Raw genomic sequence first — 19,941 nt, 5'->3', positions numbered from 1 at the left:
AAACGATTACGAAGACTTCTTCGACCCTTAGCTTAAACGCGGCTCATCGACGTTTCGCTCAGGCGTGACGACCGCGACGTCCGCACACCGCCCGGCCACCAGTTGAGCGGACCCATCAGCTTCACCAGGGCCGGGACCAGCAGCATGCGAACCAGGGTGGCATCGATGATCAGCGCGATGATCATGCCCAGACCGAGGAACCGCATCGGAGTCAGCGGCGACAGCGTGAACGCGCCGGTGATGAAGACGAGAAGCGTTGCGGCGGCGGTGATCACGCGCGCGGTCTTGACGATGCCGATCCGCACCGCCCCGGCGGTGTCGGCGCCCTCGTGCCGGGCCTCGACCATGCGCGAGAGCAGGAACACCTCGTAATCGGTGGACAGGCCGAAGACCACGGCGATGATGAGCACCAGCATGCCCGCCGAGAGCGGCCCGACGCTGACGTGCAATGCCCCGGCCAGGTGACCGTAGAAGAAGACCCAGGTCAGAATGCCGAAGGTGGCGGCCAGGCTGAGGAAGGCCATCAGCACGGCCTTGATCGGCAGCACCAGCGAGCGAAAGGCGAGCAGCAACAGCAGCAGCGTCGCGACCACCATCACCGCGATCATCAGCGGCATGCGCGACACGATGGCGTGCACGCTGTCGACGGTGGCCGCCGACTCACCGCCGACCCGCAGCGTGGTTCCCGACGGGAGGTCGAGTTGTCTTATGCGCGTGACGATTTCGCTAGCGGATTCGGAACGGTCGGGTACGTCGAGCGCGGCGTGCAGGATGGCGCTGTCGCCGTCGCCGCGCAGCCGCACGACCTGATGGACACCCGGCACCGCGCCGATCTCCCGGCTCACCGGGTCGACGCCGCCGCCGTCGATCAGGACGGTGATCCCCGAACTCGCGGCGGGGAACCGCGAGGCGAGCTCGTCGACGGTGGCGCGCACCGGATTTCCGGCGGGCAGGGCGGTGTGGTCGATATCCCCGAGCCGAGCCCCGGCCAGCTGGGTGGCCAGCCCGAGCAGCAGCGCGGTCACCGCGAGCGCGACGACGCCGGGGCGCTTCAGGACCGCGTCGACCACCCGGCCCCAGAACCGCGCCGCCCGCCGTTCGCCGCGCTCGAACGCGTCCGCGCGCCAGGTCCACTTCCCGATCCGCGGGCCGAGCAACAGCAGCGCCGCGGGCAGCACGGTCAGCGACAGTATCGCGGCCAGTACGACCGCCGCGATCGCGCCGTAACCCAGCGAACGCAGCACCGCCTGCGGGAAGACGAAGGTCCCCGCGAACGCACACACCAGCAGCAGGGCCGAAAACCCCACGGTGCGACCGGCGGTCGCCAGCGCGCGCCCGACCGCCGCGGGCGTGGCATGTCCGGCGGCGAGCTCCTCGCGGTAGCGGCTCACCACGAAAAGCCCGTAGTCGATGGCCAATCCGAGGCCGAGCAGCGAGGCGACGTTCACCGCGAAGATGCTCACCTCGGTGTAGCGCGCGATCAGTCCGACCGCGCCGAGCGAGCCCAGCACCGCGAGCACGCCGACCAGCACCGGCAGGGCGGCCGCGATCACGCCGCCGAATACCAGCACCAGAATCGCGAGAGTGACCGGCAGCGAGACGGATTCGGCCAGCACCAGATCGTGACGCGACTGCCTGCTGATCTCGTCGGCCAGTGCGCTGTATCCGGAAAATCGGGTCTCCACGCCCGGAATCCGCAGCGCCTCGGCAATTTTCGGGAAGGAGGCGACGCGCTGATTGTCATCGCCCGCGGCGAATACCACCGCCAGCGCGTGGCGGCCGTCGGGCGAGCGCAGAAAGCCCTGTCGCGGCGGCACATTGTTCCAATAGGTGTCCACCCGCTGCGCCAGCAGCGCCGGATCCACCCGGGCCACGGCCTGCTGCACCCGCGGCCCGAGTTCGGTGAGCGTCTGACCCTGCGGCACGGTGTAGATCGCGATCACATCCGGGTTCTGCGGGCCGAGCCGCTCCCGCACGACGCTGTCGACCAGGGCCGAATCGCTGCCCGGATCGGTGAAACCCGCCGCGCTGACCCGGCTCTGCAGATCCGCGCCGAACAGCCCGGCCAGCACCGCGATACCGATCGCGGCCAGCAGCACCACCCGGGGACGGGCCGCGACGAGGGACGCCCACGCTCTCATGCGGCCGAGGAATCCTGTTGCGGCAGTTCGACTTCCAGCGTGGCGGCGATCAGGTCGAGTAGCGCCTCGAGCCGATCCTCCACGCCGCGGCCGTTGCGCGCCGAGACGGTCAGCTCGGTGCGCCCGCCGGATTCGACCATGCCGAACAGCAGCGGCATGGCCACACTGTGCTGCGGCAGCACCCGCACGGTCCGCGGCGCGAATCCGGAGACGCGCAGTTCGTCGAGATCGAAGCGGCCCATATGGGAGACGGTGGCCGAGGCCAGATTTCGGCCATAGCGGGAGCCGAGCCAGTTGGTGGTGCGCAGAATTCCGCGGCTCAGGGCGTCGGGGAAATTGGCCAATCCGCTGCTGGCCATCTGGTTCAGCTCGAGCCGCTGCCGCAGCCCGGCGCGCTTGGCCTCGTTGATCTCGGCCCAGTCCTGCCCCGGTTCGACGTCCAGGAACAGCGGCAGGGCCAGATTCGCGGTCGAACGCAGATCCGGGTCGTGGCGGCGCAGATCCACCGGGACCATGATCCGCTGTACCGTACCGGCCTGCACGGCCAGCAGTGCCGCGACCCGCGCGACCGCCCCCGAGCCGGTCGCGTGAATTGTGCGGTGCCGCAACAGATGCCGGGGCAGCCCGGGGTCCTGCCGACCGTGCCCGACCGCGGCCCGGAAGCGCGGCAGCATCGGCGTCGGCCGTCCCGGCGCACCCACCCGACGCACCAGTTCCCGATCGGCGATCGGATCGGGCATATGCCGTAACGGTTCTCCGCGCAGTGCCCGGAAGACGTTCAACGCCCAGGTCACCATGCCCATGCCGTCCATCACACCGTGGAACACCCGGAAGATCACGCTGGTCGGTTCCCCGGTCAGCAGCAGCACCTCACAGGTGGTGTCCCGGGTCGGGCCGATCGGGCTGGTGAGCACCGGATCCGCTTCCAGGCGTGGATATCCCAGCGTGTGCCCGGTGACCTCGCGCACCGCCGGGGCGATTCCGCTGTCGACCCAGTCGCGGCCCGCGCGCACCAGTCGCGCCCCGGGACAGGCCGCGGAGGCGATCTCGACCGCGCGGCGCAGCTCATCGGGATCGAGTGCGCCGCTGCCGGTGAATTCGAGCTGCATGAGAAACGGCGGAGCCAGTTCCCGCATGGGGAAATACATCCGCTCGGTCGGGGAGACGCGGCGACGGAAGGCAGTGTTCATGACAGTCTCCGGGTGAGCGTTTCGACGCCGCCGACGCCGTCGAGCCAGATGAGGAATTCGATCAGGCCGCGTTCGCGATCCACGACCGGGTGATAGCCGAAATCCCTGGTGGCCGCGCCGGTGTCGTAGGTCGCGGTGCGGGTCATCAGCGCCACGACATAGCGCGACAGCGGCGGGGACCAGCGCCGGGCGACGGCGGGAATTCGCCATACCGTCTCGATCACCGCGACGGCGGCGGCGACCACCCGCGGGTTCGGGGTGCGGCTGGGTGCGGCGTAGCCGAGTCGGCCCGCGACCTCGGCCAGGAATTTCCAGACGTCGGTGCGCTCCGCGTCGGCGATGAAATATGCCTTGCCGCCGACCTTTTCGGAGTCGGCCGCCTTGACGCAGGCGTCGACGATATTGTCCACGTGGCAGAGCGAGGCGTGCACGTCGCGTCCGAAGGACAGATCCGGCAGCTTACCCTCGGCGGTGCGGCCGAGCAGCCGCACGATCGGGCCCGACCGGTCGCCCGCACCCCAGATCGCGCGAGGCCGCAGCGCGCAGGTGGTGAAATCCGTTGCGTCGGCGGCTAATACGGCGCGCTCGGCGGCGGCCTTGGTCTCCGAGTACAGGTTCAAATAGTGCCGTGGGTACGGAATCGACTCGTCGACATCCACCTGATCGCCGCCGTCGCGGTCCATGAGCGCGCTCGGGCTCGAGATGAAGACGAATCGCGACGCGCCCGCCTCCCGGGCGGCGGCCAGTAGCCGCTGGGTGCCGCGCACGTTCTCGTCCCAGAACTGATCGCGGGTACCGCGCTCGTCCACCCGTGCGGCGCTGTGGAATACGACGTCGACGCCGGTGACCGCGCGGCGCAGCGAGGCCACGTCGGCGAGATCGCCGTAGACGACCTCGATGCCGTCCAGCGCGTCGAGCCCGCGCAGATCGCTCGTCGGCCTGGCGAGGACCGAGACCTTGTATTCGCCGTCGCGGACGAGTCGCCGCGCCAGGGCGCCGCCGAGGAATCCGGACGCGCCGGTCACCAATGCTCTCATCGCGCATTCCCTTCGGTCTGGGTACGCCACCAGGTGAGACCGAAGATCTGGGTCAGGACGGCGGTCCGCACCGGGGAACGTCCCGTCCCGTCGGCGGCGCGCAACGCGGCCGGGATCTGCGCGGCATGCACGACCACGCTGAGGAAGACATCGATCCACCACAGCGCCCGCAGGATCGGACCGCGCGGTCCGCGCCCGGTCCCCGCGGCAACCAGCCCGAGGCCGACATAGATCCAGCCCAGCACCGGAATCGACCGCAGTGCAATGGTTTTCATGACCGCTCCGATCCGCTGCGCGTCGCCGCCCACGCGGCGAGCTGCTCCCGTCCGATCTTCGCGTTGTGCCGGATGTCGACCGGGAACGACCTGTGGAACAGGAACTCCGAAATCGTCGCGGTGATATCGAATTCGGCCCCGCGCTCCTTCAGCGCGAGCGCGACCGCCGATTCGTCGGCGCCCGGCTCCGGTTCCACGCAGAGCACCGGCCGCTGCGCACCGCGCGGACCGACACCGACCAGCGCCGTGCGGGCCACGCCCGGCACCACATTGAAGATCTGCTCGACCTGCACCGAGAACATCGGACCCGCGGCGGTGACCAGGCGCTGAGATTTGCGGCCGCAGAACCAGATTCGGCCCTGCTCGTCGATCCAGGCCAGATCGCCGGTGCGATGCCAGATCACCTCGCCCTCGGCGATCTTGCCGACCTCGTTGGCCGAGCGCGGCCAGTAATAGCGGGTGCTGACATTCGGCCCGGCCACCACGAGTTCGCCGATGCCGTGCGGTGCGCTCGGCTCGCGGACCTCGTCCCAGGTGGGAATCGGATCGTCGGTGATTTCGACGACACGGGCACGCACGCCCTCGGCGGGGCGTCCGATGCAGGTGCCCTCGCCGCGATGCGCGCGTTCGGTCAACCCGTCGAACAGCTCCCGCGATTCGATGGTCGACATGGGCAGCGCCTCGGTGGAGCCATAACCGGCGTAGATCCGCACCTCGGGATCGAGCGCCGCGCGCAGACCCGCGATACACCAGTCCGGCACCGGCGCGCCGCCGGAGAAGACACTCCGCAGACCGGGCAGTTTCGCGCCGCCCTGTTCCAGATGACGCAGCAGCGGGATCAGCACCGCGGGCGAGGCGAACATGGTGCGCACGCCGAATCGGTTGATCGCGTCCACGACATGCGCGGGGTCGGTGGAGCCGACCTTGCTCGGGATCAATGGCGGTAGGACACAGCGGGATCCGAGCAGCAGATCCAGAATTCCGACCAGCGGCAGGGTGATCAGCGAGGTCCCGGGCGGAATCCGATCACGGGCCGCGTCGACCTGGTCGACCATCGCCGAGAGATTGCCGTGGGTGAGCTCGACCGCCTTGGCGGGTCCCGTGCTGCCGGTGGTGAACGCGATCAGCAGCAGTTCGGCGTCGGGCGCTGGCGTGCGGACGGGTAGCGATCCAGTCGGGGTGCGGCCCCAGTTCGCGAGCTCGGCCCCGCCCCAGAACCAGCGCCGCCCCACCGTGACCGAGGTGCGCACGCCGCGGAAGTAGCGGCGGAACAGCACGCGCGCCGCGTGAGCCTGGGGTATGCCGATGAACGCCTGCGGATCGGCGGCCTGCAGGCAGCGCAGCATCTTGCGCACACCCATACCGGGATCGATCACCACCGGTACCGCGCCGATCTTCAACAGCCCCAGCATGATCGCGTAGAGCTCCGGGCTCGGCAGCACCAGCACGATGGTGCGGGTGCCGCTGGAAACGCCTGCGGCGGAGAGCCTTTCGGCAATGGCGTCGGACCAGTCGTCGAGCTGCCGATAGGTCAGCGAGTGATAGTCTGGCAGTCGCCCGGCCGTCGAACCCTGCGGGTACAGCACCGCCTCCCGGTCCGGAGTGGCCTGGACCACCGCGCGGAACCGGTCGACGGCGCGCCAATAGGTTCCCACGGTCACGCGGGGGCCCCGACCGGGGCGGGCAGCCGGTACAGCACCGCGGCCGCCGACGGTCCGGCGCCGGCCGCGACGAACAACACCCGGGTGAACTCACGCAGCGAATCCTGTTCGACCGCAAGATCGTAGGCCAGCGGCAGGGCGGCGGTGTGCGGATCGCCGGCCGACAGATCCGGGGTCCGGATCTCGGCGATGCCGAGCCGCTCGGCCAGCGCGCGCGGGAATTCCCGGGTCGGCGTGGAGGCGATCAGCACCGTACCGGTCGTATCGCTCTCGCCGAGTGCGGCCCGGCCCGCCTCGGTGGCCGCGTCGAGCAGCCGCTGTTCGAAATCGGGCTCGCGCTCGGTGGTCATGAGGGTCCGCCCGATAGCGCCCATCGTGTTGACGTCGACATAGGACTCGATCGCCGGGGAGCCCTCGCCCGCGACGATATGCACCCGCTCGAAACCCTCCGGCTCCTCGGTCTGCTCCAGCAGCAGCGCGGCTCCCGTTGTGGCATAGGGGAATTCGTCGTCCGCCGCGGAGCGGGCCAGCGACGGATGGGTGTCGCCGGAGACGATCAGCACATGCTCGACGCCGCCGACCGCGAGGATCGACTGGGCCACTTGGACGGCGTTGAGCACGCCGACCGCGCCGTTCATCAGATCGAAGGAGAACGAGCGGGGATCGCCGTAGGAGTAGTCCAGGCCGATTCCGGCCTCTTTCTGGATCAGCGCCGACACCGCCGGTTCGACCGTATTGGAATCCCGGAAGACGCCCGCGTTGATGAGCACGCCGACCTGATCGGGCCGGATTCCCGCCCGTTCCAGGCTGTGTCGCGCCGCGCGACCACTGTGGTCCACGATGCTGAATGTGTCGCTCTCGCGGCTGATTCCGGTGGACTTGATGCGTACGCCCATATGCCAAACCCCTAGACCTTCAGAGACGAAATCGTGGTGGACAGATACCCGCCGACGACGCCGGACGCCGCGGGGACCAGCAGCAGCTTCGATCCGGCCGGGATCTCCTCGCGGCTGAGGTGATCGTGCAGCACGATGAAGTGCGAGGTGCTGGAGGTGTTTCCGTATTTGGAGATGACATTGAGGTCGGGCGGCATCGGAGCGCCGAACTCCCGCTCGGCGATGGCGTTCATGTACGGAATCGCGGCCGCGCCGAACTGGTGGTGGATGATGTAGTCGAACTTCTCCTCGGCGAAGGTGGTACCGCGCTCGACATAGAACTGCCGCTGGGAGTCGGTCCACAGCACGAACCGCGATTCGTTGTGCATCTTGCGGTTGTCGGTGTAGAGCGCGATGCCCTGACTCTTGTCGCTGGGCATGCCCAAGCACAGATGTGAGAACTCCGAGGCCGTGACCAGCTCGATGTATTCGATACGGTCGCGTTCGTCGACCGAGCGGTCGAGTACCACGGCCGCACCGGAATCGCCGACGGTCAGCGACGCGAATTGCAGATCGTACTTCTCGGAAATCTCCTCGACGGCCGTGTCGGCAATCGGCGTAATAGCCTCACCGCTGACCACCAGACCGTTTCGAACAATTCCCGCGCGGATCATCCGGTCCAGAATGTAGGTACCGGTGAGCATGCCGGCGCAGGCATTGGATATATCGAAGGCTATGGCTTTGCGAGCGCCCAGATGTTTCGCGATCGACGAGGCGAGGGTGGGCTGCATATATATGCGGCTGCCATCCTTGCTCCGCGTGATCGAGGCAGAGATGATCACATCCAAATCCGCGGCAGCGTACTGCGACCTGGAAAGACAGTCCTCGGCCGCCTTGATCGCCAGACTGAAGGAGTCCTCGGGGGAATCCGGCTCGGTGCTGCGCACACGCCGCTCCAAAACACCTGTGATCTTTTCGAGATCGAATGCGGGAGGAACCTTCAGGCGGGACACCAAATCTGCGGTACTGACGCTTTTCTCCGGCAGATACGCGCCTATGGATTCGAAGCGAGAATGCGACACGTCGCCTCCTGAAATGGGATGGATTACGACCGGAATTCCAGCTGAGCAACGTTGCTACCCGAGCGTAACTTAGCTATCCGCCAATCGCATACCCGGCATTCATCCGACCATTTACAGCGCGACCAGTCTCTGTAACCGAAAGTCTCGTTAACTGGCGATCTCTCGGCTACATAAAATTGCGGTGCGGGGTACCCAGAATCACCGATGGATGGAGCGTCGGGCAAACATTCGGACATCCTCGCGACTCATGATCTTTTGCTCTCAAAGTGAAGCTTCATTGTGAGAGAGTTCACGATCGCTTCCGGCCCGCCTACCTGACCGACGCCGACGTCTCGCGCCGGATCCGCGCCGACGCCGCGGCCGCCCTGTGCCGTGGACTCGGTACGGCCGCAGGGTGATTCACCGATGACCTAAGGTGCTGTGGATGGAATTCAGCCTTCATGTGTCCAAATTCGAATTCGACGGCGGCTCGGCGACTGTGGCGGGCGAGCTGGCCCGGATCGCCGCCGCGGCGGAGGCATCGGGTGCGGCCTGGTTGTCGTTGCAGGACCATTACTTCCAAGTTCCGATCACAGGGCTGCCGCCGGAATCGCCCATGCTGGAGGGCTATACGACGCTCGGCTATCTCGCGGCGCACACCTCGACCATCCCGCTCGGCATGCTGGTCAGCGGGGTGACCTATCGCCATCCCGGCCTGCTCGCAAAGATCGTGAGTACGCTCGACGTCCTGTCCGGCGGCCGGGCCGTACTCGGGCTGGGCGCGGCCTGGTTCGAACGCGAACATCGCGGTCTCGGTGTTCCCTTCCCGTCCACCGCCGAGCGGTTCGAGCGACTGGAGGAGGCGCTGCGCATCTGCGCGCAGATGTGGGATCCGAAGGACAACGGGCCGTTCGACGGCAAGCACTATCAACTGGCGGAAACACTGTGCTCGCCACAGCCTATCCAGCGGCCGCGGGTACTCGTCGCCGGTGACGGCGAACGTAGAACCCTGCGGTTGGTCGCGCGGTACGCCGACGCCTGCAATCTCCTCGCCACCTCCCCCGAGGTGGTCGCGCACAAGCTCGACGTGCTGCGGCGGCACTGCGACGCGGTCGGCCGCGACTACGCCGAGATCCGCACGACGATCGCACCCATGCTGCAGCCGACCCCCGATACGCGCGATGAATTCGTGCGCGCGATGGCCGATTACGCCGAGCTCGGCATTCACGAGACCGTGCTCATAATCCCGCGCGTCGGGTCCCCGGCGGCCTGGGTCGAGGATATGACCCCGACCGCACGGCGACTCGCCGAACTCGGCTAGCTAGTTCACCGTCCGTGTCAGATACTCCAGCGCGTCGGCCCCGTCGTCGGCGAAGTAGAGCAGCTCCCCCAGCGGACGCGGCAGGAAACCCTCCGCGTCCATCCGCTCGAGCTGCTGACGCAGCCCGTCGTAGAATCCGGCGGTATTGAGCAGCACGATCGGTTTGCTGTGCAGCCCATGCTTTTTCAGCTCGAGGATATCGGTCGCCTCGTCCAGGGTCCCGGTGCCGCCGACCATGATCACCACCGCGTCGGCCCGAGCCAGCAGCTGCGCCTTCCGCTCCGCCAGATCCGCGGCGATGATCATCTCGTCGGCATTGTCACGCGCCTTGTGCCGCAGGAAATCCACCGACACCCCCACCAGCCGTCCCCCTGCGCCCTGGACGCCATCGGCCACGAGTTTCATCAGTCCGACATCGGACCCGCCCCACACCAGCGTATGCCCGCCCTTGCCGAGCATTTCGGCGAATTCCCGCGCGGGTCCGGTGTAGCGCTCATCGAGTTCGGCGGCGGAGAGAAAGACGCAGATATCCACCCGCACCACTCTATGAGCCGTGATGCGATCGCCAATGCGGGCGGGTGCGATCGACCGGGAGGGTGGCCCAGACGACCTTGCCGTCGGGCCAGCGGGGTGCGCAACCCCAGGCGGTCGCGGCGCGGGCCACGACGTAGAGACCGTAGAAGCGGTCGTCGCCGGGTTTCGGTTCACGCAGTACGGCCTCGCGGGGATCGTCGTCGGTGACCGCGACAGTGAGGCGGTGATCCCACGATTCCAGGCGCAGGCCGATCTCCTCGTTGTCGCGGGCGTGCAGGAAGGCGTTCTCGACCAGTTCGGTGGTGACCAGACGAGCCTGCGCGACACAGAGATTCGGGATCTCCCACTGATCGCAGGTCTCGGAGACGAAGCGACGGGCGCGCTGAGCGCAATTGCCGGTCGGGATGAGTCCGGTGTTGGCGCGGCGGCGCAGGGGCGGGCCGTCGACGGCGGTGAGGGCCTCGGTCAAGGTGCTGTGGACGGGGACGAATCGACTCACCGCGCTCGCGGTGAGCCAGCGCTGCAGCGGGGCGTGTTCGGCGATCAGCAGGATCGGCACCGACGGCCACTGGCTGATCCGCATCCACGCGCTGGGGAAGGCGGCCAGCAGCGGTTCGGCCACGATATGCAGATCGTCGAGTTCCACGATCAGCGCGCGGGGTTCGTCGATCGCGAATTTCACCAGGGCGTCGGTGAATACGCGATAGGAGGACGCGGTCAGACGTCCGCACGGCCGGACCACGAGTGCCTCGGCTGTGCGGCGCTTCTCCCATCGGATCTCGGACACCGCGAGGATCACCCGCCCGATCTCGGCCGCGTACCACCGACCACACACAGGTGGTTGTCCAAACCGGTCGCCCGCAGCGGACCGATCACCGCCGCACCATCCGCCAGGATCCACAGCCGCACCCGTTCGCGGGCACACCAGCGCTGGATATCGGCCAGCACATGTAAGCCCGCCGCCCCGAACAGCGACAGCGTCCGCAGGTCGATCACCATCCGCCCGCTGCGCCGCGCGGGCCACTGTGCGGCGGCGATGGCGGCGGCGAAATCCGATGCGCCGCACAGGTCGACCTCTCCCGAGACCCACACGACCACACACTCGCCACCGCAGTCTCGATCCACCACCGCCCGCACCCCCGCGCATCCGTGTACCGGAAGCCCTTCGGCCCTCATGGTGTCAGGTTAGAACGATGTTCACACCCGGTCAGGCGGTTCTCGGCCAAACCACAAGGGCGACTTGGGAAATTGCCCGACTGTCATGTCAAGCGCACCAGATGCCGCCAGCCGTCCAGCGTGACGCCCGCCACGTCGACTTGACTGACTTTTTAGTCAGGATTACCGTTTCCCCAGGTCACGGACGAAGGAGAGCTGAGATGCGGCGTCGGATATTCGTGGGGAGATCAATGGCCGCGCTCGGCGGTCTACTGTTGGCAGCGTGCGGTGAGACGCCCAGGTCACGGGGTGAACGAGTCGACGGGACGGCGTGGGTGATGCCCGAGGAGGGGCAACCTCATCGGCGCACCTGGATGGCCTTCGGGGCCAGTGCCGATATCTGGGGCAAGAAGCTGCTGCCGCAGGTGCAGCGCGATCTGGCCACCGTGGCCACGACCATCGGCGGCTTCGAACCGGTCAGCATGCTGGTGCGGCCCGAGGAGTTGGAACTGGCGCGGGGCTTGGTGGGCGCGAATGTGGAGCTGGTTCCCGCCGAGATCGACGATCTGTGGATGCGCGATACCGGACCGGTTTTCGTCCGCGCCGGAAACCTGACGGCCGGTGTGGATTTCAACTTCAACGGCTGGGGTGACAAACAACGGCACCGGCGCGACGCGACGGTCGCGAAATTCGTCACCGCCCGGGCGGGCGCGCGACCCGTGCACACCGATCTCGTACTCGAGGGCGGCGGCATCGAGGTCGACGGCGAGGGCACCGCGATCATCACCGAGAGCTGTGTACTCAACGACAATCGCAATCCGGGCTGGAAGAAATCCGATGTCGAGGCCGAGCTGCGTCATCTGCTGGGTATCGAGAAGGTCATCTGGCTGCCGGGTATCGCCGGACACGACATCACCGACGGGCATACCGACTTCTATGCCCGCTTCGCGGTTCCGGGCGTGGTGGTCGCGGGGCTGGACAACGATCCGAAATCCTTCGATCACGACGTGACCCGCCGCCATCTCGACATCCTGCGCGGCGCGACCGACGCGCGCGGTCGATCGCTGCGGGTGGAGGTGCTGGCGGGACCGTCCACGGTGCGAGAGGCGTTCGCGAGCAACGACTTCGCCGCCGGATACGTCAACTTCTATGTGTGCAACGGCGCGGTCATCGCGCCGGAATTCGGTGACGCCCAGGCCGATCAGGCCGCCCACGACACCCTCACCCGGCTGTTTCCCGGCCGCCGCGTGGTGCAGATCAATATCGACGCCATCGCCGCGGGCGGCGGTGGCATCCACTGCACCACCCAGCAGGAACCGGCGTGAGGTCCCCTACTGTGAGAAATCGTGTCGGAGCGTAGAACTCAGATCCTGGAGGCGGCCGTCCGCGTCATCGCGCAGGACGGCGTGCGCGGCCTGCGCATCGAGAAGCTGGCCGCGCAGGCAGGGGTGTCCACGGCGCTGATCTACTATCACTTCTCCGATCGCGCGGGGGTCATGCACGCCGCGCTCGATCACATCAACGATCGCGCCCGCCGCTACACCGATCCGGCGCTCACCGCCTCGGACGATCCGCGCGAGCGCGTCGAGCGCATGCTGCTGCTGGAACTGCAGCCGGACGAGGACATCCGCCTCAACAGCATCGCCTGGGGCGAGTTGCGCGCCAGCGCCACCTTCCATCCGGATCTGCGCGAACAGCTGCGGGCCAGCACCCTCGCGTGGAACGCCGATGTGGAAACCCTGGTGTGTCAGGCGCGCGAGGACGGATCCGTCGCCGCGGGTGTGGATCCCGCGGCGACGGCCGAACGGTTGACCGCGCTGGTCGAGGGCCTCAGTGAACGCTGGCACAGCGGATCGATGCCGCTCGAGCGCGCTCGTGAACTGCTCGCCCAGGCCATCGCGCTGGAGCTCGGGCCTACTCCCCGCCCTCGGGCGTCTCGTGGGTGAGCGCCTTCACCGGACGCAGACGCACCCAGGTGAGGAAGGCCAGCGCGACGACGGCCATGCCGACGCCCGCCCACAGGTTGACATTCCAGCCGCCGGAGCGGTTGTGATCGTAATCGGCGGCCAGGCCGGTGACGATCAGGATCACGCCGTAGACGCCGAGCAGCGTGCCGACGATGGTGCGGATATCGAAAAGCATTACGTCACTTCCTATCCGACGACGATGTTCAGCACGATGACGATGACCAGCGCGATTCCGGCCAGTAGCACCGGACGCTGATACCACGGCAGCGAATCGGCGTCGGGATCGTTGAGCTGATCCTTCGGCGTCTCCGAGTACACCAGGCCGACCAACTCCGCGGCGGGCTTGGGCGCGGTCACCTGGCTCACCACGACGCTGAGCACGATATCCACCACGAACGCCACACCGGCGGCGAGGAAGCTGGACCCCTGGCCGGACAGGTGGAACACATGCGTCTGATGCAGGATGAAAACCAGCACCGCGGACAGGGTTCCGAACACCAGGCCCACCCAACCGGCGGTCGCGGTCATCTTCTTCCAGAACATGCCGAGGATGAAGGTGGCGAACAGCGGCGCGTTGAAGAACGAGAACAGCGTCTGCAGGTAGTCCATCATGTTCGAGAAGTTCCCGGCGATGAACGCGGTGCCGATCGCGACGACCGTCGCGCCGACGGTCGCCAACCGGCCCACGGTCAGGTAGTAGCCGTCCGGCTTGTCCTTCTTCACGTACTGCTGCCACAGGTCGTAGCTGAAAACGGTGTTGAAGGCCGAGATATTGGCGGCCATACCGGCCATGAACGCCGCCAGCAGACCCGCGAGCGCTACGCCCAGAAGTCCGTTGGGCAGTACCTCTTTCATCAGGTAGAGCAGCGCCTGGTTGTAGGTGACATCGCCGTTGCCGGTCGCCTTGTAGTCGCGGATCTGCGGTACCAGCAGCGCGCTGACCATGCCGGGGATGATGACGATGAACGGGATGAACATCTTCGGATACGCGCCGATGATCGGCGTGCGCCGGGCCGCGGAGATCGAATGCGTGGCCAGTGCGCGCTGCACCTCGACGAAGTTGGTGGTCCAGTAGCCGAACGACAGCACGAAGCCGAGGCCGAAGACGATGCCGACCACCGACAGCACATTGTTGCCGAAGCCGGACAGCTCGTTACCGGGCCAGGAGTGCAGCTGCTGCGATCCGTCCGGCAGCGCGCTCACCTTGTCCTTCAGACCGCCGACGCCGCCGATACGATGCAGACCCACCAGCGTCAGCGGCAGCAACGCCGCCACGATCACGAAGAACTGCAGCACCTCGTTGTAGATGGCCGCCGACAGTCCGCCGAGGGTGATGTAGGACAGCACGATCACCGCGGCCACGATCACCGACACCCACAGGGGCCAGCCGAGCAGCACATTCAGAATCGAGCCCAGCAGATACAGATTCACACCGGCGATGAGCACCTGGGCCAGCGCGAAACTGATGGCGTTCACCAGATGCGCGCCGGGGCCGAAGCGCCGCCGCATGAATTCGGGAACGCTGCGCACCTTGGAGCCGTAGTAGAACGGCATCATCACCACGCCGAGGAACAGCATGGCCGGCACCGCGCCGATCCAGAAGTAGTGCATGGTCGGCATGCCGTACTGGGCGCCGTTGGCGGACATGCCCATGATCTCGACCGCGCCGAGATTGGCGGAGATGAACGCCAGGCCGGTCACCCAGGCCGGTAGCGAGCGGCCGGACAGGAAGAAGTCGATACTCGACGACACCCCGCGCCGGGCGATCAGGCCGATGCCGAGAACGAAGACGAAATAGATTGCGACCAGGATGTAGTCGACGGGGGCGGCGTTCAGGCGCAGGGTGGCGCCTTCGGCGAGCACCGAGTGTGCCGGGCCTCCCGCCAGCACCGAATCGAGAAGTCCTGGGGGCGCAGCAGCGGGCGGCATTCAGCTCTCCTGTCGCGGGGATATATCGGATGACCGGTCGGGCCGTGTCCGGATCCTAGCGGGTTGTTAGCGCTCACAGGGCAAGTTCGAGCGACGTGCCGAGCCGACATCGGCGGGATCAACCGGACAGTGTGGCGAGGAGCTCGTCACGGCCGTCGCAACCGATCTTGCGGTAGATCGACTCGAGATGGTCGTTGACGGTGTGCGTGGACAGATCCAGGACGCGGGCGATCTGCTTGGCCGCCGCGCCCGTCCGGAGCTCCTGCAGCACTTGACGTTCGCGGACGGAGACCTCGTACCAGTCGCAGATCGACGGCAACAGCAGATCGCCGCGACGGTCCACGCCGGAACCGATCGGCCGCGCGCATCCGTCAGGCGATAGGTGTCGCGGCCCTCGAAATAGGCCGCCAATTGGTCGTATTCGAGGTCGGCCTCGTAACGGTGCGCGAAACCGAACGACCACAGACTCCGGTCCGCGGCGGTGCCGGCCGCGGTGACGAACGCCGCGTCGTGCGCGACGAACGGCGCGATCGCGCGGGAGACGACCTCACCCAACTCCCGGTCATCCGCGCGCTGACCTGCCGTGCCGCGCAGGTCACGGGCGGTGCGAGCCATATCGACGGCCATCGTTCCCCCTCGCCCCCCGAAGCCCTATGCCGGACATACGGACCGGCCTCGCCCCGGGTTCATCGGTGTCACCTGTGTGAGTCGCGCCCTCACTTCCTTGGGCTGGCACGGCTGTCGTGGTGACGTTAGACCGGAACATGATGGCGCAGCAATCGTTTCCGACCGGAAAGTCCCAGCGTGTCGGCCGGAAAACGTGCCACGGGGACCGCCTTTCATGACATGATCAAGTCGGTTGTCCAGATCGTGGCGGCGGCGCATCCGCCGGCTCGTCTGTTGGTACACCACCTCTCGGTTCACGTTTTGCGACCAGCGGGCGAGCGAACGTGAAAGTCGCTGTGCAGGATTCACCAAGCGGACAGGGGGGCGCAATGATGTTCGGTGATATGCCCGCGGCCGGTACCCGGCATCTGCTCGGCGCACCGCCCGCGAAACTGGGTGGCGCCGCGCTGGCCGTGGTGGGCGCGGTGGGGATCGCGCTACCGCTGCTGTACGACCGGGCCGCGATCGTGGTGACCACGCTGGTGGCCCTCGCCGCGGTCACGATGATCGGAATCGGCGTGCGACGGCATCGGCCACCGGTTCCGCTGGCCTGGTACTCGCTCGCCGCATCCGCGCTGCTGTTCGCGACCGGCACGGTATTGCGCGACGGCCTGAATCGCTGGGCCCATCCGCTCGATCACGTGGCCGTGCTGGCCGGATACGCGTGCGTGGGGCTCGCGGCATTCGCGTGGCTGCGGCCGCGCCGCAGTCACAGCTGCACACCGGATCAGATGCTGGACTCCGGACTGATCGGGCTCGGAACCCTGCTCGCCGCGTGGACCTTCCTGATCTCGCCGGTGGTGCACAACGCGTCCGGAGCCGGTCAGATGTTCGTCACCATCGCCTATCCTGTGCTCGACGCGCTGCTGCTGACGCTGGTCACCCATTCGGTGGTGGCGTCGAGCCGCTCGGAGATCTCGCTGCGGCTGGTGCATCTGAGCCTGCTGGCGCTCGTGATCACCGATATCGGTCGCGGCTTCCGCGCGGCCGGAACGCTACGGCTGGGGCATGAAACCCTGTTGATTCCCATGCTGTTCGCGTACGCGATGCTGGGACTGGCCGCTCTGCATCCGACCATGATCACCCTCGGGCGGCCGCGCCGGGTGCTGGCCCAGCAGTCGCGGCGGCGCGCGAGCATCATCGCGGTGACGCTGGTGGTGGCGTCGCTGGTGCCGACCGTCGGCGCTCGGCTGGGCAGCGTCGACCGGCTCGTGGTGTCCTCACTGCTGGCCGTGCTGCTGATCGGGGTGCTGGTGCGCAGCGAACGGGCGATCGTGCGCAGCGCCCGCAGCGAGCGACGCGCGCAGTACCAGGCCGACCACGATATGCTCACCGGCCTGTTGAACCGCTCGGCCCTGCTGCGCACCCCTGGCCGCGAACCCGAACGCTTCGCCGGGCGGCCGCTGTGTCTGCTGTTCCTGGATCTGGACGGCTTCAAGTCGATCAACGACACCCACGGCCACACCGTCGGCGACGAACTGATCGCCAACGCGGCGGCCCGAATTCGCCGCGTCATCCGGCGCGACGATGTGGCCGCCCGCTACGGCGGCGACGAATTCGCGGTGCTCACCGCGGCCGACCGCGGCGAGACGACCGTACTGGCCGAACGACTGCTGGCGGCCTTCGCCACCCCGTTCGACCTGTCGGTCGGCGAGGTGTCGATAAGCGCCAGCATCGGCATCGCCTGCGGCGGCCCGCGCAGCACCGACGCCACCGTATACGACTTACTGCGCGAGGCGGATTCGGCGATGTACCACGCCAAGGCCTACGCGCTGGGCTACTCGTTCCACGACGACGTGCGGCTGCACGGTCATACCGCCGACACCGCGCGACGCGGGTGGCGGCGGGAGACCGCGGTCTGACGAATCCGCCTAGGTGGTCAGATCGTCGAGCATGCGGCGGGCCTGCTCGAGTTCGGCCTGCAGCTGTTCGACCTTGGCGCGCTGGGACGATCGCACCGATTCGAGCACTCCGTCGACCACCTCGGCGACCTCCGGATGCAGCAGTTTGGCGGCCTGCGCGACGGCCGAACCGGATACCGACAGCCCGCGCACGGTGCGCTTCTTGCCATTGACCACATCGACGGTCCACTCGCCGTCGGCGGTGCCGGACAGGGTGACGGTGACCTCGGGTGTCTTGGCCTTGCGCGCGGCCGGGGCGGCCTTCTCCTTCGGTTTGGCCGCGGGCGCGGGCGATTTCGCCACGGGCTTGTCGGCGGCGGGCGCGGTACCGGCGGCGGGCGCGGCCGGGGGTGTCGGCGGCGACGGGGCGACGGATGGGGGCACGGTCGACGGCATGGTCACTGCGGTGTCCTTCCTTGTTGCCTTGGTCTGCTTCGTGGGCTGGCCGGTCCCGGTCGCGGTGCGACGAGCCGGTTTGGTCAGCGTCACCTCGGTGGGCGAGAACGACAGCACATCCTTGGACCCGGTGGGCCGCACCTGAAGGAAGTCGCCCTCGGCGGGATCACCGAGCGCCACCACCTTCCCAGAACGACCCTCGGGTACGCCGACAGCCGCCGCGGTGAACCACACCATCGGCGGCCGGCCACCGGCGATTTCCGTGGCGATCTGCCGAATCTCGGTGTCGGACAGCGGCTGTGGCTTGGTTCGACGGGACGACATGGTGTACTCCGGACGGGCTCGTAGACATCTGCGTGTCAAGAGCATGCCCCATGGCACCGACAAGTCCACATCGTCCGGTTTTCCCGGGCTGCGTCGAATGTCCTGGCAACCGTTGAGCTACAGCGCTGTTCGTTCTATCGGCCAGCAGGATCGTACCCGTCAGGCCGCATGGCTCACATGCCGGACCGACGCACCGATAACGGCCTCCCGCTCACCGATCAGCGTGCGCAGGAACTCCTCCTGATTACGCCGCCCGCGCGCGGCCGCACGCTCGACCCCACCGGGCAGCAACAATGCAGCACCACCTCTGCTGAGGTTGACCGGAATTCGCAGCAGCGGATACCAGGGCGGCATGTAGGCGGGCAGGCCCAGATGCCGCATCGCCTTGGGACCGAGGAAGGCGCTCGCGATGGACAGATGCTGCGCGCGGGCGATCCGGCCGCGCAGCGCCGGGAAGTTGCGATAGTGCCAGCCCAGCGGATCGTCGCCCATGGGCATCGCGAGCTGGGGCGTGGTCTCGTCGGGATTGGTGATGGCGCACATGCAGTGGTAGAGGATGCGCACCGCATCGCGGAAACCATTGGGCAGCCACTCGTCCCGCACCCCGATCAGCCAGCCCACATAGCGCGTCAGATGCGCCCCGGCATCGAGATCGGCGCGGGTGGGCACGATACCCATCGGCATGGCGCCGACGAACGGCGAGATGAGCGCGCCGACGAGGGTGGCGGCCATATCGGTCTGATTGATCGGCACACCCCATTCGGCGGCGTCCCAATCCGGCAGCGCCGCGACATGTCTGCGCACGAAGGCGTGGATCAGCCGCACCCGAATCGTCGAGCGGTAGCCCAGTCCGCCCGGCAGCATGCCGTCGTCGGAGGTGACATCCAGCGCCCACTGCAGGGTTTCGGCGAAGCGCTTGGCCGGACCCTTCTCCAGTGCGCCCGTGCGGACCAGAGTCTTGTTGAAGCCCGAGGCCAGATAGCCGCCCAGCAGCGATACATCGCGGGCGATGTAGAGACCATCGGTGCCGCCCATGCGGAACACCCGCTCGGCGCGGCGGATCTTGTCCCAGTCCACCCAGTCCGGCGGGGTCTCGTAGCGAAGGAAGAACTCCCGCAGCGGTTCCGGCGCCTCCGGCACGGCCGCGATACCCTCGGCGAGCGCCCGCTCGAACAGCGGCCGCGTCCGATCCGAACCCTCGGCGTACATCCAGTCGACCAGGCGGTCCATCGGCTCGTCGCCGACCAGCAGCGCCTCCCCCAGCGCGTCCCACTGCCGCGGCGAGGGTGCGCCGATACCCATCAGCAGGGCGAACGGCCGTAGCCCGGGAACCTTGCGTGGCGATGCCGGATGCCGACGGGGAATGGTGGGATTCATCGCTGCTCTCCTTCGAGCCGACCCGGACCGCGCTGTGTGGCAGACCACACATGAAACAATGTAGGCAGATTTCTCTCATCGCGTCAAGGCGCGAGGGGGACACCCCGAGCGGGTAACCTCCGTCTTCCATG

19 protein-coding genes are annotated in these 19,941 nt (G+C 67.5%); 4 read left to right on the top strand and 15 right to left on the bottom strand.

Annotated features, from left to right (window positions below):
* Positions 1-32: 32 nt before the first annotated feature.
* From NP4_RS01565 to NP4_RS01535, 7 genes are read right to left on the bottom strand one after another with little or no spacing between them, the layout of a single operon-like run.
* Positions 33-2,141, bottom strand: coding sequence for an MMPL family transporter (locus NP4_RS01565; protein ID WP_067990701.1), 2,109 nt, complete (start codon positions 2,139-2,141; stop codon positions 33-35).
* Positions 2,138-3,331, bottom strand: coding sequence for a peptide synthetase (locus tag NP4_RS01560; RefSeq protein ID WP_067990697.1), 1,194 nt, complete (start codon positions 3,329-3,331; stop codon positions 2,138-2,140). Before NP4_RS01560 ends, NP4_RS01565 begins: the two co-directional genes overlap by 4 nt.
* A complete protein-coding gene (locus tag NP4_RS01555) occupies positions 3,328-4,368 on the bottom strand; it encodes an NAD-dependent epimerase/dehydratase family protein (protein WP_067990695.1) in 1,041 nt (346 codons plus the stop codon). Before NP4_RS01555 ends, NP4_RS01560 begins: the two co-directional genes overlap by 4 nt.
* Entirely contained in the window at positions 4,365-4,643 is a 279-nt protein-coding gene (locus tag NP4_RS01550; RefSeq protein WP_067991904.1) for a hypothetical protein, read from the bottom strand. The genes NP4_RS01555 and NP4_RS01550 overlap by 4 nt, the downstream gene beginning before the upstream one ends.
* A complete protein-coding gene (locus NP4_RS01545; RefSeq protein WP_067990693.1) occupies positions 4,640-6,304 on the bottom strand; it encodes a fatty acid CoA ligase family protein in 1,665 nt (554 codons plus the stop codon). Before NP4_RS01545 ends, NP4_RS01550 begins: the two co-directional genes overlap by 4 nt.
* The gene (locus NP4_RS01540; protein ID WP_067990691.1) at positions 6,301-7,200 is read right to left on the bottom strand and encodes a beta-ketoacyl-[acyl-carrier-protein] synthase family protein; all 900 of its coding nucleotides are present in this window, start codon (positions 7,198-7,200) and stop codon (positions 6,301-6,303) included. The genes NP4_RS01545 and NP4_RS01540 overlap by 4 nt, the downstream gene beginning before the upstream one ends.
* 11 nt (positions 7,201-7,211) lie before the next feature.
* Positions 7,212-8,261: a 3-oxoacyl-ACP synthase III family protein gene (locus NP4_RS01535; RefSeq protein WP_067990689.1), complete on the bottom strand. Its 1,050-nt coding sequence runs from the start codon at positions 8,259-8,261 to the stop codon at positions 7,212-7,214.
* Positions 8,262-8,685: 424 nt separating this feature from the next.
* On the opposite strand from NP4_RS01535, the gene NP4_RS01530 reads away from it, so the two are divergent.
* Positions 8,686-9,561: an LLM class F420-dependent oxidoreductase gene (locus NP4_RS01530; protein WP_067991900.1), complete on the top strand. Its 876-nt coding sequence runs from the start codon at positions 8,686-8,688 to the stop codon at positions 9,559-9,561.
* Here NP4_RS01530 and NP4_RS01525 read toward each other — a convergent pair whose 3' ends face one another.
* The 3 genes from NP4_RS01525 to NP4_RS01515 are packed head-to-tail and all read right to left on the bottom strand — an operon-like array spanning position 9,562 to position 11,271.
* Complete coding sequence (locus tag NP4_RS01525; protein WP_067991897.1) at positions 9,562-10,095, bottom strand: LOG family protein; 534 nt, start codon at positions 10,093-10,095, stop codon at positions 9,562-9,564. It abuts the gene before it with no gap.
* A 10-nt stretch (positions 10,096-10,105) separates the two neighbouring features.
* Positions 10,106-10,882, bottom strand: a complete 777-nt coding sequence (locus NP4_RS01520; RefSeq protein ID WP_147287812.1) for an ATP-binding protein — start codon at positions 10,880-10,882, stop codon at positions 10,106-10,108.
* An 8-nt stretch (positions 10,883-10,890) separates the two neighbouring features.
* A complete protein-coding gene (locus NP4_RS01515; protein WP_114755444.1) occupies positions 10,891-11,271 on the bottom strand; it encodes an STAS domain-containing protein in 381 nt (126 codons plus the stop codon).
* Between the two features lie 200 nt (positions 11,272-11,471).
* On the opposite strand from NP4_RS01515, the gene NP4_RS01510 reads away from it, so the two are divergent.
* Both NP4_RS01510 and NP4_RS01505 read left to right on the top strand, forming a co-directional pair.
* Positions 11,472-12,575, top strand: a complete 1,104-nt coding sequence (locus tag NP4_RS01510) for an agmatine deiminase family protein (protein ID WP_067990685.1) — start codon at positions 11,472-11,474, stop codon at positions 12,573-12,575.
* Between the two features lie 21 nt (positions 12,576-12,596).
* Positions 12,597-13,196, top strand: a complete 600-nt coding sequence (locus NP4_RS01505; protein ID WP_067990682.1) for a TetR/AcrR family transcriptional regulator — start codon at positions 12,597-12,599, stop codon at positions 13,194-13,196.
* Here the strand turns inward: NP4_RS01505 and NP4_RS01500 are convergent.
* The 3 genes from NP4_RS01500 to NP4_RS01490 all read right to left on the bottom strand — a co-directional run bounded on the left by NP4_RS01500 (position 13,165) and on the right by NP4_RS01490 (position 15,489).
* Positions 13,165-13,392 (bottom strand): hypothetical protein, encoded by a 228-nt coding sequence (locus NP4_RS01500; RefSeq protein ID WP_067990678.1) that lies wholly within the window; start codon positions 13,390-13,392, stop codon positions 13,165-13,167. The two genes, NP4_RS01505 and NP4_RS01500, sit on opposite strands and share 32 nt — an antisense overlap.
* Before the next feature lie 11 nt (positions 13,393-13,403).
* Positions 13,404-15,146, bottom strand: coding sequence for a sodium:solute symporter family protein (locus NP4_RS01495; protein ID WP_082875432.1), 1,743 nt, complete (start codon positions 15,144-15,146; stop codon positions 13,404-13,406).
* Between the two features lie 118 nt (positions 15,147-15,264).
* Positions 15,265-15,489, bottom strand: a complete 225-nt coding sequence (locus NP4_RS01490) for a LuxR C-terminal-related transcriptional regulator (RefSeq protein WP_067990675.1) — start codon at positions 15,487-15,489, stop codon at positions 15,265-15,267.
* Between the two features lie 652 nt (positions 15,490-16,141).
* Here NP4_RS01490 and NP4_RS01485 point away from each other — a divergent pair.
* On the top strand, positions 16,142-17,674 hold the full coding sequence (locus NP4_RS01485; RefSeq protein WP_245996903.1) for a GGDEF domain-containing protein: 1,533 nt from the start codon (positions 16,142-16,144) through the stop codon (positions 17,672-17,674).
* Positions 17,675-17,683: 9 nt separating this feature from the next.
* Here NP4_RS01485 and NP4_RS01480 read toward each other — a convergent pair whose 3' ends face one another.
* Positions 17,684-18,433: a DUF6319 family protein gene (locus NP4_RS01480; RefSeq protein ID WP_067990672.1), complete on the bottom strand. Its 750-nt coding sequence runs from the start codon at positions 18,431-18,433 to the stop codon at positions 17,684-17,686.
* Positions 18,434-18,592: 159 nt separating this feature from the next.
* Positions 18,593-19,810 carry an oxygenase MpaB family protein gene (locus NP4_RS01475; protein ID WP_067990670.1) on the bottom strand — a complete coding sequence of 406 codons (1,218 nt, stop codon included), beginning with the start codon at positions 19,808-19,810 and terminating at the stop codon, positions 18,593-18,595.
* Between the last annotated feature and the right edge of the window lie 131 nt (positions 19,811-19,941).

The sequence above is a fragment of the Nocardia pseudobrasiliensis NBRC 108224 genome (genome assembly GCF_001613105.1).
GTDB lineage: Bacteria > Actinomycetota > Actinomycetes > Mycobacteriales > Mycobacteriaceae > Nocardia > Nocardia pseudobrasiliensis.
Note: the sequence above shows the minus strand (reverse complement) of the source record. Positions and strands in the feature narration are given on the sequence as shown.

What these genes read in the sequence shown, in the direction of transcription:
- NP4_RS01495 (WP_082875432.1), bottom strand. Translation starts at nt 15,146, where the DNA reads ATGCCGCCCGCTGCTGCGCCCCCAGGACTTCTCGATTCGGTGCTGGCG.
- NP4_RS01565 (WP_067990701.1), bottom strand. Translation starts at nt 2,141, where the DNA reads ATGAGAGCGTGGGCGTCCCTCGTCGCGGCCCGTCCCCGGGTGGTGCTG.
- NP4_RS01480 (WP_067990672.1), bottom strand. Translation starts at nt 18,433, where the DNA reads ATGTCGTCCCGTCGAACCAAGCCACAGCCGCTGTCCGACACCGAGATT.
- NP4_RS01555 (WP_067990695.1), bottom strand. Translation starts at nt 4,368, where the DNA reads ATGAGAGCATTGGTGACCGGCGCGTCCGGATTCCTCGGCGGCGCCCTG.
- NP4_RS01530 (WP_067991900.1), top strand. Translation starts at nt 8,686, where the DNA reads ATGGAATTCAGCCTTCATGTGTCCAAATTCGAATTCGACGGCGGCTCG.
- NP4_RS01550 (WP_067991904.1), bottom strand. Translation starts at nt 4,643, where the DNA reads ATGAAAACCATTGCACTGCGGTCGATTCCGGTGCTGGGCTGGATCTAT.
- NP4_RS01485 (WP_245996903.1), top strand. Translation starts at nt 16,142, where the DNA reads ATGATGTTCGGTGATATGCCCGCGGCCGGTACCCGGCATCTGCTCGGC.
- NP4_RS01560 (WP_067990697.1), bottom strand. Translation starts at nt 3,331, where the DNA reads ATGAACACTGCCTTCCGTCGCCGCGTCTCCCCGACCGAGCGGATGTAT.
- NP4_RS01510 (WP_067990685.1), top strand. Translation starts at nt 11,472, where the DNA reads ATGCGGCGTCGGATATTCGTGGGGAGATCAATGGCCGCGCTCGGCGGT.
- NP4_RS01515 (WP_114755444.1), bottom strand. Translation starts at nt 11,271, where the DNA reads ATGAGGGCCGAAGGGCTTCCGGTACACGGATGCGCGGGGGTGCGGGCG.
- NP4_RS01475 (WP_067990670.1), bottom strand. Translation starts at nt 19,810, where the DNA reads ATGAATCCCACCATTCCCCGTCGGCATCCGGCATCGCCACGCAAGGTT.
- NP4_RS01540 (WP_067990691.1), bottom strand. Translation starts at nt 7,200, where the DNA reads ATGGGCGTACGCATCAAGTCCACCGGAATCAGCCGCGAGAGCGACACA.
- NP4_RS01500 (WP_067990678.1), bottom strand. Translation starts at nt 13,392, where the DNA reads ATGCTTTTCGATATCCGCACCATCGTCGGCACGCTGCTCGGCGTCTAC.